Below are 14,976 nucleotides of genomic sequence, written 5' to 3' on the forward strand. Positions count from 1 at the left end.
TGCCGGGGAACAGCGAGCGCGACAGCAGGTAGACCGCGGCGAGGAAACCGCCCACCAGCGAAGTGAGCAGGATGCCGCGCGGCCCCTGGTAGAGATGACCGAAGCCGAAGATCACCGACGACACCAGCGCCGCGGGAATCAACGCGAGGCCGAGCTGCTGCAGGTACCAGATCATGTAGCCGCGGTAGAGAAACTCTTCGCAGATTCCGGCGGTGAGCGAGAGCAGATAGAACCAGCGCAGCTCGAGCGCGGTGTGCGGCAGCATGCGTTCGAGCTTCTCCATGCGCCGGCGCAGCGTGGCGACCGCCTGCTCGTCGCGCATCCCGCTCGCCTGCTGGCGCAACACCACCACCAGCACCACGGCGAACCCCGCCAGCACGCCGATCAGCCCGCCGTTGAACGAGGGAATCACGCCGAGCATCCGCCAGGCGCGGCCGGTGAAGAGCCACAGCGCGACCGTGGCGGCGGCGAGCAGCCACTGGGTGATCATGGCCCCGCGGTACACCCACATCCGCACCCGCGGGACGTCGTGGGGTGCGGCGCGCTTCAACCGGCCGAAGCCCATGACGCCGGCGCGGATCGGAAACAACACCGCCAGAATCAACGCCAGCGCGTGATCGAAGATCGTGAGCACGGCCGCAGCATACTGCAACGACGGAGGTTGCTAGGCCGTCGCGGATTCAAGCCGGGGCCCGATCTGCCGATACTGGAGGGACCATGGCGACCAACTGGCTCTCGAACGCGCTGTCCAACGCTTCGAACGACAACCCGATGTCGTTCCTCTCCGACTCCACCCAGCAGGCCTCGCTGGCCAACACCGCGATGGCCGCCGGGACGCGCTATCTGCAGAAGCAGGATTTCACGAGCGCGCTCAACGCCTTCCAGCAGGCGCTCGCCTACCAGCCCGACTCGACCGACGCGCTCACGCTGATCGCCAAGACCTACACATTCATGAATCGTCCCGACGACGCGATCAAGACCTACCAGCGCGCGTTGCGCATCGATCCGACCAACTCCGACGCGCGCATGCAGCTCGCCAGCGTCTACATGAAGTCCCAGAAGTACGACGACGCCCGCAAGGAATTCCAGAAGGTGATCGCCGCGGCGCCCGGCAACACCGACGCGGTGATCTCGCTGGGCTTCGTGGACCTCAACACCGGACATCTCGACGACGCCCAGAAGGAGTTTGAGAAGGCGGCGCGCATGGTTCCGCGCGACGCCAACGCCCGCCTCGGCCTTGGACAGACGCTGGCCAAGCAGGGCGACACCAGCGGCGCCATTGACGCCCTGAAGGAGGCGACGCGGCTCGACCGCATGAATGCCCAGGCGTTCTCCGAGCTGGGCCTCGCCTACCTGAAGCAGGGCCGCACCGACCTGGCCGAGCAGCAGGTGAGCGAGCTCCAGCGCATCAACACCCCCGAGAGCGCCGGCCTTGCGCAGCAGATCGAGCTGACCATGCTCACGCCCAAGTTCTCGTACCAGGACGCCGCGCATTCGACGTTCGCGTTGACCGGCGGCCCCGGCACCACCGTGGCGAGCCTCGATCCGTCGCTCGCGACTCCCGGCGCCTCCAAGGTGTTCTCGGTGTCGTTCGTGTTCAACCAGGCGATGGACATGAGCAGCGTCGGCAACCCCTCGAACTGGTCGATCACGCGCGCCAACGGCGGCCCGGGCGGCGTCTACAACAATGGAGTGACGCTCCAGCCGACGCAGCAGGTCGGGATCCTGCCGATGCCGATCGCAGTCACCTACGATCCCACCACGTCGCGCGCGACCCTCTACTTCACCGTCACCCAGAACGCCGCCGGCAACGCGGTGATCGATCCCTCGCACTGGGTGTTCCAGTTCAACGGCACCGACTCGAGCGGCAAGCCGATGGATACGAGCGGCGACCAGTTCGACGGCTTCGCCGGCTGGAGGTTCTGAGACCGAGTGGAAACGGGGCGGGGCGGCCCGGCTACTTCCCCAGCGCGCGCGCGAGCACGCCGCGGATCTCGGGTTCGGCTTCACCGACCACCAGATTCGGCGCGTGAGGATCGTAGTGGGCGCCGGCGCCGATGGTCTGCTGCTCGCTGAGCTCGATTGGGATCACGCGCAGGACGCCCACGCAGGGGTTGCCTTCGAACGAGATGCTCACGAGCAGGGTCTCGTGATGGCCGAGGTCGGTGACGCCAGCGATCCCGGCCGGACGCCCGTGGCGCACCTCGCAGACCGCCACCCGCGCGTGGCTCGAGTCGGCCGTCCAGGCGAGCGCGATCCCGCTCCCGTCGGGCGCCAGCCAATGCCACCCCGCCCCCTCCCCGAATGAAACCGAAACGTTCACCGTTTCGAATTCGGTGGTGGCGTGTGCACTCTGCTGCGAGATCACCTCTCGCGCCGTGAAGGCGTTGAACTTCACGTGCTCGTCGGCGACCACGCGCGCCACGTTGGGCCCGAAGAACAGCGCGCTCTCGGCCGCGGCCGGACAGCTAAAGATGGCCAGACAGAAGGCCGGCCGAGGGCTCGCCACGCTGCGACCGGCCGCGCCGGTCAGCGCGAGCCCCGCGATCAGCAGCGCGGCTGCGAATCGCCCCCACCACGCGCCGAGCCGGAACAGCGGCTGCAGAATCTCGCGGCCGAGGAAGAAGCCATCGTCGCCGAGCTTCTGATAGAGCGGCATCACCAGCACTCCATCCCGCTTCGCGCGGATCTCGCCGCGCGCATCGCATGCCAGCAGTGTACCGCGCCGCACGCGCTGCAGGTTGACGAATCCCGGCTGCATCGCGAACTGGTCGGCCGGCTCGATCGGGTGGCGGTGATCCACCCGAATGGCGCGGGGCAGATCGCGCCAGGCGCGCTCCAGCCGCTCGCGTTGCGCGGGCAGATCCGGCGGGAAGCCCTCGGCCACCAGCCCGGTGGCAGCCAGCGCGATCCACAGCACCGCCTCGTGATGGGCGGCCGAAGTCTCGGCCTGATGCTGGCCGCCCTCGACGCCGATCGCCAGACATCCGCGAGCGGTCAGGTATTCCAGCAACGTCCCACCGATCTTGCCGAGCAGACCGAGCAGCGTCGGGAGCGGGAAGTTCAGCGCGAAGCTCCGCAGCCGCAGCCGCTCGCCGATCATCGCGAACGGAATGCCCTCGGCCGAGGTGGTGTGCAGATCCACCACGTAGACGGGCCCGCGCGCCGCCGCGATCGCCTCGTCGATCGCCTCGATCAGCTCGAGCTGCTCGCGATCCTCGGGGCCGAGCGCCACCGCCGGATTCGCGGAGTCCTCGCGCAGGCGCTCGACGCGCTCGGCCGTCCACTGGCGATTGAGGTCGCGCTGCACGAAACGCACGCCGCGCGCGAACGCCCCGCGGTTGCCGAGCAGCACCACCAGCTCGCCGCGCGCGACGCCGGCGCTCGCATCCAGTCGCGCCAGCACCCGATGCGCGGCCCTGACGCCGGCCGGTTCGTTGCCGTGGATGCCGGCGATCACCAGCAGCGTCGGGCCGGCGGATTCGGCGCGGCGCCTCGCCACCACGCGCGGAGGAAGCGCGGCGGAAGACGGCTTGGCCGGTTCCGCCGCGCCGGGGTTCGATCCGGGCGCGCTCACGATTTCAACTTCTCGTCGAGCAGCTGCCCGGCGATCTGCATGAAGTCGTTCTCGGTCACGATGCCGAGCAACCGGCCATCCTTCACCACCGGCAGGCAGCCGACGCCGTATTCGCGCATGATCTCGATCGCGCGCGTGGTCGGCATGCCGGGGCTCACCACGATCGGGTCGATCTTCATGATCTCGCCCACCGACATCGGGCTGCCCTCGTGGTTGAGCCCGCCCCGCGCCAGCAGGCGCAGGATCTGCCGGTAGGTGACGAGCCCGAGCAGCTTGTGATCCTGATCTTCCACCGGCACGTGCCGGATGCGATGCCACTCCATCAGGTTCGCGGCGAGTTCGAGTGGATCGTCGGCGTGCACCGTGTAGAGATCGGTGCTCATATACTGTTCGATCCGCAGGTAGTTGTGGCGCCAGCCGCCGCCTTCGTGAAGCGTGCCCAGCTCCCATTCGTGCACCGGACGATTCTCGGTCTGGCGCGTGACGATCGCCGCGGTCAGCGCGTTGAGACGCTCGGCCGGCGTGCCGTGGTCGCGCATGGCGGCGAGCGATTGCAGCATCCAGCGCGAGCCGGTTCGACCGCTGCGCACGCGCTGCTCGATCACGCCCAGGTAGCGATCGCGATCGGTCGCGGCGATCCCGACGCGGTCGAGCCCGGCCGCCGCGGCCGGCAGCAGGCGCTCGAGGATCAGCTGCGCGGCCGGCATCTCGACGCCCTCGAACCACACCAGCGTGGCACCCAGCCCCTGGCGCGCCGCCGTCACGAAGTTCTGCTGCGCGTGCTCGAATTCCATCAGGCGCGTGACGTCTTCGATCTGGCTCCCGAGCTCGCTCATCAGACCGAGCCACAGGGCGGCGTTTGCCACCTCGTCCACCACCGTCGGCCCGGACGGCAGCACGCGATTCTCGATGCGCAGGTGAGGCTTTCCGTTGGTGATGCCGTAGCAGGCCCGGTTCCAGCGATAGACCGTGCCGTTGTGCAGCCGCAGCGCCTTGAGCTGGGGCGCAGTCCCGCCGCGCAATATTTCGAACGGATCTTCATCCAGCTCGGTTCCGACCAGGGTGCGGAAGCGCGAGATGTTGTCCTTGAACAGCTCGAGCACCGAGGTACGCACCCACTCGTTGCCAAAGGTGACGCGCGGCGAGCGCTGCCGATCGTCGAGCGGCCGCCGCGTGTCCACGGCCTGCTGGAACAGCGCGATGCGGGTCTCCGCCCACAGCCTCCGGCCGAACAGCAGCGGCGAGTTGGTGGCGCAGGCCAGCAGCGGCGCGGCAATCGCCTGGGCCAGATTGTAGAGCGGCGCAAAGCGCTTCGCCCCGACCTGCAGATGCACCTGGAAGCTCGAATTGCAGGCCTCGAGCATGACCGAATCGTGGCGCACGATGAGCTCGTCGAGCCCCTTGATGAAGAACTCGTATTCGCCGCCGCGCATCCGGGTCATCGCCTCGTTGAGCGCCTGGTAGCGCGGCAGCGGCACCATGTTCTCCAGTCCGAGATCCGACTTGCGCAGCGTCGGCAGAATGCCGGTCAGCACCATGACGTGGCCGCGTTCGGCGAGCGCGCGCAGCGCCTTCGCCAGCAGCTCGAGCATCTGCTCTTCGGTGCGCGACAGGCAGTCGGCGGTGAACCGGCGTGCGTCGAGATTCATCTCGAGCTGGAACAGGCCGAGCTCGGTGGTGAAATGCGGGTCGTTGATACGTTCGATCGCGTTGAGCGCCTCGGACGCCGGATGCCAGCTACGATCGATCAGGAACATTTCCTGCTCGGCGCCGATTCGCTGCACGCCCTCTTCGATCGCGCCGCTCGCCAGCATGCTCTCGAGCGCGCGAAGATCGGCGAGCAGGGCGCGGGTGAAGCGCCTCCGTTGCTCGCCCTCGAACCCGGTGATCTGCTGAGTGCCCATCGCGGCTCGTTCCGTTCCGCCGATCAGGCGCGCCCGGAGGGCGGGCCCGCCGACTCTGCGTCCCTCGCGTGCTTCGCGTGGCGATGATCACGCCACTCGCCGAACGGCTCGTGCGGGTGCGAGTCGGACCCGAATCGCAGAACGTTGCCGTCGGGATCCTCGACGTGCATCTCGCAGGCCTCGACGCAGTGCTGGATGCTGTCGTCGGGACTGGTGACCCGCAGGATCGGCACCGCCGGATCGAGATTCCGGGCGCTGCGAATGAGGCTGGGACTTTCGGGCATCTTCACGTGCTCCGCGACGCGCGGCTCAGGCCATCTCGGCGAGGTACTGAGGAAGCATACGACGCCAGGTGGGCCAATCGTGATGCCATTCCTCGCCCCAGGCGTCCACCCGGTTCGGAATCCCCTTGCCGCCCAGCACGCTCGCGGCGCGCCACGACTCCCCGATGTCCTCGGCCCGACCCTGTCCCGAGGCCAGCAGCACGAAGCGCGAGCGGATCGCGTCGAGCAGCGGGCCCGAGAGGCCGGGCAGGAAGTGGAGCGGCGACGAGTAATAGAAGTCTTCGGAAATGTCGCCGTTCTTGAGAAAGCGGGTGAGATCGTAGGTGCCGGACAGGCACAGGGCCTTGGTGAATGCGTCCGGGAACCGGCACAGCACCGCCAGCGCGTTGAACGCGCCGATCGAGGCGCCGGCGGCGATGATGCCGATGTCCGACGAATGGCAGTCGTTGCGGATCGCCGGCACCATCTCGTAGCGCACGAACTCGTGGAACTGGTTCTGCACCCACGAGCGATGGCGGTCGCTGCCCTGGCCTTCCACCCACGCGCGCCCGGCCACGCTGTCGCATGAGAACACCTTGATGCGGCCGGCCTTCAGCAGGTCGCCGAGCGCATCGATCACGAGGAAGCGCTCGACTTCTTCGGCATCGCCGCCGGCGGTGGGGAACAGCAGAACCGGAGTTCCGATCTCTCCCCAGCGCACCACCCTGACATCCTGCCCCAGCCGATCCGATCGCCATTTGGCGGTGAGCTTCACGATCCGTGTGCTCCCTTCGTGGTGGAGGCGCTCGCCGAAACCAGCGGCTCGGGCTCGGGGCGCTCGCGCCATCGCTGAATGCGCTGCCAGAACAGATCGGTGAACGACTCGACCTCGTGCGCGGGATAGAGCGCCGCAACCTTCTGGCGCACCGCGTCCTTCGCCACCTCGGTGGTGAAGAACTCGCGCGTCACCTCTTCCAGGCGCGGCAGGTGCTTCTCGCAGAAGGCCTCGAACCGGGCGGTGTCGAAGCGCTTGTGCGCGATCGACGCCCACTGGCGCAGTTTCTCGCGATAGGGCAGATCGGTGTCGGCGATCCTGTAGAACGGCGCCCAGTCGTGATTCAGCCGCATCGGCCGATCGCTGGCGGCGCAGAACAGCGACCAGCGCAGATTGGCCATCACCAGCCACGGGAAGTGATAGTGGAGCGAGGTGACCTGCGAGTCGGGGCAGGCGTTGGCGAAATCGATCGGGTGCCACACCCCCTCGCGGCGCATCGCCTCGCAGGAATTGAAGTCCCAACCGAAGAACGCATTGATGGTGAGCGTCATGTCCTCGATCAGCGAGCGCTCCTCGGCCGGGATGAAATCCTCGTCCATGGTGTAGCGGTCGTGGAGCGGTTGCGACGGGTCGTAGCGCACCACGCGCGTCTGGGGACCCAATGCTACGCAACGTAAGAAGAGATCCCACGGCTCGACCGCGCGCTGAAGATGCATTACGTGGGTGCCGCTCGTTTCGTACGATGAACGCAGCCGCGCTTCGTCCTCGATGCGCGACACGCCCTGCCAGCCGCCGCCGTCGTAGGGCTTGAGGTACGAGGGATAACCGACCCTGGCTCCCACCTCGCCGAGGTCGAACAGTTTCGCGTAGCGCTGCAGAGTGACCTCGAGATCGGGCTTCGGATCGTACGACTTGGGCGGGATCATCCAGGTGTCGGGCACCGGCATCCCGAGCCGCATCATCGCGCAGTACGAGGAGTGCTTCTCCATGGACTGGATCGCCCACGGATTGTTGAACACGTAGAGCCCGTCCATGATCACCGACTTCTTGATCCACTCGCGGCTCACGCTGTACCAGTGGGTGAGGCGGTCGAGCACCACGTCGTAGCGGCACTTCTGGCGCAGATCGTAGGGCTCGATCGTCACGCGCTCGACCTCGAAGCGCACCGTGTCGCGACCGATCTTGAGCGCAAGGTCGAGGCGCTTGATCAGCTCCTCGTAGCAGATCGGCCAGCAGAGGTCGGCGCCGAGCGAGAGGCCGATGCGACGGGTCAGAGTGGCCATGGCCGGCTATTCATACACCATCCACATCGGACCGGGATACAGCCAGGTCAGCCCGTCGCGCAACCGATCGCGCCAGTTCTCCCAGTTGTGGCCATCGCGCGCCTCGACGTAGCGCACCTCCATGCCGGCCGACTGCAGCGTCGGCACCAGCGAGCGGTTCTCGACGATCAGCGATTCGTACCGCCCGCAGCTCACGAACGCCCGCTCCGCCACCTTGCGAGGGCGTTCGCGGAACGCATTGACGAACCCCACCACCGACTCGATCGGTCCGCGTCGCGGCGATTCGCCGATGTCGGTGAACGCGAACGAGCCGGACTCGAGCAGCAGGCGGCCGAAGCGGTCGGGATAGCGGACCGCGGTGGAGAGCGCGGCGACCGCGCCCATGCTCGCGCCCATCAGGCAGCGGTCGGCAGGGCGGCCGGTGAGCGGGAAGCGTGACTCGAGCCACGGCACCAGCTCGTCGGCGATGAACCGCGCGTGCGGCGCGAAGTTCGCGTACTCGAGCAGGCGCTGGCCGGGATCGGTGAGCGCCACCACCATCTCGGGGATCTCGAGTCGATGGATGAGATTGTCGAGCACGGTGCGGAGCGAGGCGTACTCGAGAAAGTCGTGACCATCGTGAACGATCAGCAGCGGATACTTGCGCGTTCGCCGAAAGCGAGCCGGCAGATAAACGGTGAGCCGCGCATCGCGCTCGAGCGCCGGGCTCGGCCGCCACACTTCCTCGAGCGTGCCCGGGCGGCTCTCGGAGTTGGGCTGCGTCCACTCGGGCGTCTCGTAACCCTCGCCGTATGCCACCGAGTTCGCGCCGTACGGATCGCGCGCGCGCTGTGGATTGAGCGGATCCTCGATCCACACCGCCTCGTCGCCGTTCACCACTTCGAGCTTGTACTCGATGCGCGACTGCGGCGGCAGCTCGAGCTGCAGGTACCAGAGATCGGCACCCTCGATGCGGTGGAACGATTGCTTCTGCGGCAGGCCGAAGATCCAGTGCTTGAGCGACACGGCGTCGGCTTCGCCATGCCATACGAAGGTGCAGCTGGTGCCGTGGACCAGCGGGAACCGGCTGCGAGCCAGGAAGTCCTCGACCGCCGCCGGGTTGGGCGGCCCCATCGCGAACAGCGGCCGCAACGCCGCCGGCAGCATCGCCGTGATCACGCGACCCCCAGCGGCTCGACCGCGCCGGCCTGGCTCAGGCGCCGCGCACCCTCACCCGCGCTCCAGCCGTCGGGCCGCACGACCAGCGCCGCGCCGTCTTCGAGCGCCGCACACATCGCCGGCTCGAAGCGCGACGCCATCAGCGAGACACGCACGCGATCGTCGAGATTGAGCCGGCGGCGGGCGTGAGGGAGCGGCACCACTCCTTTCACCACGCCCAGACCTTCGTCCAGCACTTCCGGCCAGCTCGAGCCGTGCGGGGTCAGGTCGTAGAACAGCACCACGTGCTCGGCGATCGCCATCGCCCCGGCGGACCACGCGAACACGGCGCGGCCGCCGAGCAAGCCGGCGATGTCGAACTGCCGGAGCCGGTTGAGCAACACCGCCACGTGGCCGCCGGCGATCGCCACGGCGTCGGTGGAATCCATCAGACGCGCGATTTCGGTGCGCTCGTGGATCACCGCTTCGCGTTCGGCCGGCTTCATGCGGGATTCGAACTCGGCGTGAATCTCGCGCAGTCGCTGCAGATGCGCGGCATCGAGTGCGCGCACCGCCTCGCGCGCGGCGCGGCGCTCGTGGTCGAGATCGGCGTCGGCGCCGGGCGCGCGCGCCAGCACGGCGCAGGCGTCGAGCGCGAACGCCAGTCGCTGCCGGTACAGCTCCTGCAGCCGTCGCACCCGGTCCTGGCGGGCGTGATGCGCGGCCGCCAGCTCGGGATCGCGCTGCGCGACACGCTCGCCGCGCGCGTACAGCTCGAGGTTGACGGTGCGCTCGTCGAGGTGGTCGCGCAGATCCTGGTCCTCGCGCTCGCGCTCCTGCCAGCCGGCCGTGATCGCCGCCACCCGGCCCTGCATGCCGAGCGACGTCATGACGTCGCGCAGCGTAGGGTGAAAGCGCTGCGGCCCGAGCAGCGCGACGATCCGGGCGGGCGCCTTCATTCCCCCGCTCCTTCGCGCGCCGTCACGACGCGTACACCTTGAGCGTCTGCCCGACGAAGTCGAGCATGCTCCGCAGCTGGTCGTAGTCGGGATGCCGCATGCGCACCCAGGCGTTGGCCATGTAGCCGGCCTCGACCGGCTGGGTCGGCGTCCCGGGCGGCGGCAGGTGGGTGTCGAGGATCCACTCGCCGTAGCGGCGCTGCACCTCTTCGACGCCGGCGTAGCCCGAGATCGTGCCGTCCTGGCTGGGACGCAGCGCCACGATGCCGGCCGAATAGCGGCGCGTCGGCGCCTGAGCAACGCGCTCGTGCACGATTGCGTTGGCCCACTCGCGATAGAGATCGATCTCGTTGGCGGCGCAGTAGAGATCCCAAGCGCGCACCCCCGGCGGACGGCAGCCGATCTCGGAGAACTTGAGGCCCTTCGGACCGAAGAACCATTCCATGTGCGTGGCCGAGGTGCCGATGCCGAGCAGCGGAATCACGCGGCGGCCGAGATCGCGCAGCTCGCGGTAGGCCGGCGCTTCGTCGATGCGATTGGTGGTGATGAACTGCGGCGAGATCCAGCGCGTGCGCATGGCCTCGAGCACGTTGGGGAAGTAGTGGGTGGCGAAGTCCATCGCCACCTGGCCATGGATGCAGATCGTGTCGTAGAAGCCCTCGTGTCCCTCGATGAACTCCTCGACCGCCACCGACGCGCCGCGATCCACGTGCGTCGCCGCGATCGCGCGCTCGAGCTGCCCGTCATCGTCGGCCTGGTGCGTGCCCGAGGCGCCGGCGGCATCACGCGGCTTCAGGATCACCGGATAGCCCACCTGCCGCGCAAACGCCCGCACTTCGTCGGCGCTGGACGCCGCCGTAGATCGCGCGCACGGAATCCCGCCCTGGCGCAACCGTTCCTTCATCGAGGGTTTGTCGCGGCACAACCAGGCGGTTTCTCGCGACGTGCCGGGGATCCCACAGGCCTCGCGCACGATCGCCGCGGTCATGATGTGGGCTTCAACGGTGGCCTCGAGCCGATCCACCCACACCCTTCCCTGCACCCAGCGCACGGCGCGCATCAGCGCGTCTTCATCCACCACCGAGCGCACCTGCTCGTAGTGGGCGAGCCAGCGGCGCAATTCGTCGTCGAGCGACTCCTTGGGCCGCTCACCGATGCCGATCACGGTGGCACCGACCGAGTGCAGTGCGCGCGCGAACTCGCGCTGATTGGCCGGGAAACAAGGCTCGATCAGGATGACGTTCATCGCAGCGCCTCACGCGCGCCCAGGCGCTGGTAGAGCTCCACGTAGGCGAGCGCCGCCTTCCCCCACGAGAAGTCTTCACGCATCCCATTCTTGACCAGCACCCGCCAGGTCTCGGAATCCTGCCAGGCCTCGATCGCGTGATTCATCGCCCAGGTGACTCCCTCGCCGGTGAAATGATCGAACATGAAGCCCGTGCCCTTCTGGGTGTGCGGATTCCACAGCGACACGGTGTCGGCGAGCCCGCCGGTGCGGCGCACCAGCGGCACGGTGCCGTACTTGAGCGAGTACATCTGATTGAGCCCGCACGGTTCGTACCGGGACGGCATCAGGAACAGATCGCAGCCGCCCTCGATCTGGTGAGCGAGCGGCTCGTTGAAGCCGTGCCAGAAGCATACGCGCCCCGGGAAGCGATGCTGCAGCCCGGCGAAGAAGCTCTCGTATTGGGGCTCGCCGCTCCCCAGCACCGCAAGGCGAAGGTTACTGCGCGCGAGGATCACCGGCAGCGGTTCGAACAGCAGGTCGAAGCCCTTCTGGTAGGTGAGGCGCGAGATGATGCCGGCGATCGGCGCTTCGCGCTCGTACTTGAGGCCGAGGCTCTCGTGAAGCGCGACCTTGTTGGCTTCCTTGCGATGCAGGCTGCGGATCGAATAGCGCTGCCTCAAGTGCGAATCGGTTTGCGGATTCCATTCCTCGTAGTCGACGCCGTTCAGAATGCCGACCAGCGAGTCGCGTCGCGATCGCAGCAGCTCGTGGAGCCCGAAGCCATAGCCCTCGGTCTGGATTTCGTGGGCGTAGGTCGGGCTCACCGTGCTCAGCATGTCGGCGTAGAGAATGCCGTGCTTCAGGAATCCGATCAGATTACTGCGCAGGTCGTCCTGGTGGAGCAGGTTCGAGTGGGCGCCGAGATCGAGGTTGGGAACGATCTCGCGCCCGAACACGCCCTGATAGCCGAGATTGTGGATGGTGAGCAGGGTACGTGAGCGCTCGAACAGCTTGTCCCACGCGTAGTGGGTGCGCAGCAGCAGCGGCACCAGCGCGGTCTGCCAGTCGTTGCAGTGGAACACGTCCGGCGCCCAGCCCATGCGCTGGCAGCACTCGATCGCAGCACGTTGCAGCAGCAGGAAGCGCAGGTGCTCGTCCGCGTCGCTGGTGTAGATCGCGGCCCGGTCGAACAAGGGCGCACACTCGATGAGATAGACCCGCAGCTCGGAATCCGGCAGCGGCGCGGTCGAGACGCTGAAGCGATAGTGAGCATGGCCGAGCGACACCGGAATGTCCTGCAGATAGTCCACGCGCCAGATGTCCCTGGCGGCCTCCCGAATGCGCGAGTAGAACGGCAGGAACACGCGCACGTCGTGGCCGAGGCGATGAAGCTCGCGCGGCAGCGCCGCCGACACGTCGGCGAGCCCGCCGGTCTTGGCATAGGGCGCCAGCTCGGCGGTGAGGAACGCGATGCGCAAGGGGGTGGTGTCGGACATGGGATTGGGCTCGGCGCGGTGTCTGCCGGCGGCAAGGGCGAGCGCGACCGGGCGCCGCCTGGCTTTGCCACCTCGCCGAAGGGCTGGCTAGACTACCGGACCTTCATGCCCAACGTCATCTTCGTTGCGCCCTACTTCCTCGAAACGACACTGCGTTTCGTGGACGCCGCGGCCGGCCTGCCGGGGGTTCGACTCGGGCTGGTGAGCACCGATCCCGAGGGCCGTCTGCCGCCCGGGCTCCGCTCGCGGCTCGCCGCGCACTGGCGAGTGGACGATTGCCTCGATCCAGCACAGATCGTGTGGGCCATGGATTCGCTGGCGGGGCGCTTGGGTAAGATCGATCGCGCGATCGCGACGCTCGAAGAGCTGCAGGTGCCGCTGGCCGAGGCGCGGCGCGCGCTCGAGCTGCCCGGCATGTCGGTCGAAGCCGCGCGAAACTTCCGCGAGAAATCGCGCATGAAATCGATCTTCGATTCCGCGCACGTGCCGTGCGCGCGGCATCGGCTGGCGAGCACCGGCGACGACCTCCACGCCTTCGCGCGCGAAGTCGGCTACCCGCTGGTGGTGAAGCCCCCGGCCGGCGCGGGCGCTCGCAATACCTTTCGCGTGGACGATGACGCGCGATTGTCGCAACTGATCGCGGCCGATCCGCCTTCGTCCGCTGATCCCACGCTGGTCGAGGAGTTCATCGTCGGCGACGAGCACTCGTTCGACAGCGTATGCATCGGTGGCAAGCTCGAGTGGTACTCGATCAGCCGCTACTTCCCCACGCCGCTCCACGTGCTCGAGAACCCGTGGATCCAGTGGTGCGTGCTGTTGCCGCGCGACATTTCGGGACCCGAGTACCACGGCATTCGTGACGCCGGAGCGCGTGCGCTCAAGGCGCTCGGCATGGAGACCGGCTTGAGCCACATGGAATGGTTCCGGCGGCGCGATGCCTCGATCGCGATCTCGGAGGTGGCGGCGCGACCGCCCGGCGCCCAGTTCACCACGCTGATCTCGTACGCGCACGATCTCGATCTCTACAAGGCGTGGGCGCGGCTCATGGTGTTCGACGAGTTCGACGTGCCCGCGCGGCGCTGGGCAGTGGGCATCGCGTTCCTGCGCGGACAGGGCCGCGGGCGCGTGACGGCGATTCACGGCGTGGATCGCGTCGCCCCGGAGCTGGGTCCGATCACCGTCGAAGTGAAGCTGCCGCGCGAGGGCGCATCACCGACCGGGACCTACGAGGGTGACGGCTACGTGATGGTGCGCCATCCCGACACCGAAGTCGTCGAGCAGGCGCTGGCGAAGATCGTGAGCAACGTGCGCGTGGAGTTGGGGTGAGCGTGTCCCGGCCGCGAGTGCTGGTGCATGCTGCGGCGTTGCCAGCGGCGATCGGCGCCGCGCTGGCGGCGGTCGCGATGTGCGGCTGCCAGTCGGCGCCGTCTTCATCATCGGCGCCGGCGCCGGATTCGGTGGTGGCGTTGCGCCACCCCGCCGTGCCGCCGCCGTCGGTTCAGATCGCGCAGGTCGAGAGCACGCTGGCGCGCTTCAGCGACGCGCTGGCGACCGGCGATCGTTACAGCCTCGAGGCCATGACCGGCGACGACTTCGAGCTGATCGAGGGCGGGCGAGTCTACAAGCGCGACGAGATGATCGCCTCGGTTCAGAAGAAACTCGAATCCGGCTCGATGATTCGCACGCCGGTGGATTTCGACGTCCAGCTCGAGGGCCCCGTCGCCTGGACGCGCTACCACGTGGTCGGCGAGTTTCGGACGCCCGAGAAGCGGACACTGATCTCGCTGCTCGAGACCGCAGTGCTCATGCGCCGCGAGGGCGACTGGCGGGTGATGCAGATGAGTACAATGGGGGAAGAGGTGAAGTGAGTCGGAACTCCAGCGCGAGTATTCTCTCGAACGCATGGATCGTAACGATCGTGCTGGGCGCCGCAGCCGCGCGGTCGGCATGCTCCGGGAGTGGTCCGGCTCCCCCCGCGCCCCGGGCCGTCGAGACCGGCGGACAACCTGCACCAGCGCGCTTCGTGACGGGGCAGGGTGACACTCTCCTGATCGAGGCGGACTCCCTCGCGGACTACGCGCTCAGCAGATCGAGTCCGATTGATCCGGACCCGATGCGAAATCGGATCGTGCTCGCGGATGGAACGACGCTGACGCTCGACGACCGGACTCCGGAGGGCACCTACGTGCTCCCCGACGGGTCGACGCTCAGTCTCGGCCCGCCCCAGCCGTACCCTCGCTATGCGTCCTATGCGCCTCGCCCGGACCGGTCGCTGTTCTTCGCGATTCGATCCACCGCCTGCGTCGCGGCACTGGTCGACTCCGAGATCGGACAGGCGATGCGCCTCGAATCAG

14 protein-coding genes are annotated in these 14,976 nt (G+C 67.9%); 4 read left to right on the forward strand and 10 right to left on the reverse strand.

What is annotated here, in order from left to right; genetic code table 11:
* The coding region (locus VMJ70_08235) for a CPBP family intramembrane glutamic endopeptidase (GenBank protein HTO91106.1) at positions 1 to 634 on the reverse strand (634 nt) is incomplete at its 3' end.
* A gap of 83 nt (positions 635 to 717) precedes the next feature.
* Here VMJ70_08235 and VMJ70_08240 point away from each other — a divergent pair.
* The gene (locus VMJ70_08240; GenBank protein ID HTO91107.1) at positions 718 to 1,926 is read left to right on the forward strand and encodes a tetratricopeptide repeat protein; all 1,209 of its coding nucleotides are present in this window, start codon (positions 718 to 720) and stop codon (positions 1,924 to 1,926) included.
* A 31-nt stretch (positions 1,927 to 1,957) separates the two neighbouring features.
* Here VMJ70_08240 and VMJ70_08245 read toward each other — a convergent pair whose 3' ends face one another.
* Genes VMJ70_08245 through glgA form a run of 9 tightly spaced genes read right to left on the reverse strand, consistent with a single transcriptional unit; the run spans position 1,958 to position 12,622 of the window.
* Positions 1,958 to 3,577 (reverse strand): succinylglutamate desuccinylase/aspartoacylase family protein, encoded by a 1,620-nt coding sequence (locus tag VMJ70_08245; GenBank protein ID HTO91108.1) that lies wholly within the window; start codon positions 3,575 to 3,577, stop codon positions 1,958 to 1,960.
* A complete protein-coding gene (locus tag VMJ70_08250) occupies positions 3,574 to 5,481 on the reverse strand; it encodes a glutamate-cysteine ligase family protein (protein ID HTO91109.1) in 1,908 nt (635 codons plus the stop codon). The genes VMJ70_08245 and VMJ70_08250 overlap by 4 nt, the downstream gene beginning before the upstream one ends.
* Before the next feature lie 23 nt (positions 5,482 to 5,504).
* On the reverse strand, positions 5,505 to 5,765 hold the full coding sequence (locus tag VMJ70_08255; GenBank protein HTO91110.1) for a hypothetical protein: 261 nt from the start codon (positions 5,763 to 5,765) through the stop codon (positions 5,505 to 5,507).
* 25 nt (positions 5,766 to 5,790) lie between these two features.
* On the reverse strand, positions 5,791 to 6,519 hold the full coding sequence (locus tag VMJ70_08260) for an alpha/beta hydrolase-fold protein (GenBank protein HTO91111.1): 729 nt from the start codon (positions 6,517 to 6,519) through the stop codon (positions 5,791 to 5,793).
* A complete protein-coding gene (locus tag VMJ70_08265; protein ID HTO91112.1) occupies positions 6,516 to 7,802 on the reverse strand; it encodes a hypothetical protein in 1,287 nt (428 codons plus the stop codon). The genes VMJ70_08260 and VMJ70_08265 overlap by 4 nt, the downstream gene beginning before the upstream one ends.
* A 6-nt stretch (positions 7,803 to 7,808) precedes the next feature.
* Positions 7,809 to 8,960, reverse strand: coding sequence for an alpha/beta hydrolase-fold protein (locus VMJ70_08270; GenBank protein ID HTO91113.1), 1,152 nt, complete (start codon positions 8,958 to 8,960; stop codon positions 7,809 to 7,811).
* Positions 8,957 to 9,898, reverse strand: a complete 942-nt coding sequence (locus VMJ70_08275; GenBank protein HTO91114.1) for a Type 1 glutamine amidotransferase-like domain-containing protein — start codon at positions 9,896 to 9,898, stop codon at positions 8,957 to 8,959. The genes VMJ70_08270 and VMJ70_08275 overlap by 4 nt, the downstream gene beginning before the upstream one ends.
* Positions 9,899 to 9,920: 22 nt before the next feature.
* Entirely contained in the window at positions 9,921 to 11,144 is a 1,224-nt protein-coding gene (locus VMJ70_08280) for a hypothetical protein (protein HTO91115.1), read from the reverse strand.
* On the reverse strand, positions 11,141 to 12,622 hold the full coding sequence (gene glgA, locus VMJ70_08285) for a glycogen synthase GlgA (GenBank protein ID HTO91116.1): 1,482 nt from the start codon (positions 12,620 to 12,622) through the stop codon (positions 11,141 to 11,143). The genes VMJ70_08280 and glgA overlap by 4 nt, the downstream gene beginning before the upstream one ends.
* Positions 12,623 to 12,640: 18 nt before the next feature.
* Between glgA and VMJ70_08290 the strand changes: the two genes are divergently transcribed.
* The 3 genes from VMJ70_08290 to VMJ70_08300 all read left to right on the forward strand — a co-directional run.
* A complete protein-coding gene (locus tag VMJ70_08290; GenBank protein ID HTO91117.1) occupies positions 12,641 to 13,948 on the forward strand; it encodes an ATP-grasp domain-containing protein in 1,308 nt (435 codons plus the stop codon).
* Positions 13,945 to 14,490, forward strand: coding sequence for a nuclear transport factor 2 family protein (locus tag VMJ70_08295; protein HTO91118.1), 546 nt, complete (start codon positions 13,945 to 13,947; stop codon positions 14,488 to 14,490). The genes VMJ70_08290 and VMJ70_08295 overlap by 4 nt, the downstream gene beginning before the upstream one ends.
* A gap of 245 nt (positions 14,491 to 14,735) precedes the next feature.
* On the forward strand, positions 14,736 to 14,976 hold a 241-nt coding region (locus VMJ70_08300; protein HTO91119.1), incomplete at its 3' end, for a hypothetical protein.

It is taken from the genome of Candidatus Sulfotelmatobacter sp., assembly GCA_035498555.1.
In the GTDB taxonomy this organism is placed as follows: domain Bacteria; phylum Eisenbacteria; class RBG-16-71-46; order RBG-16-71-46; family RBG-16-71-46; genus DATKAB01.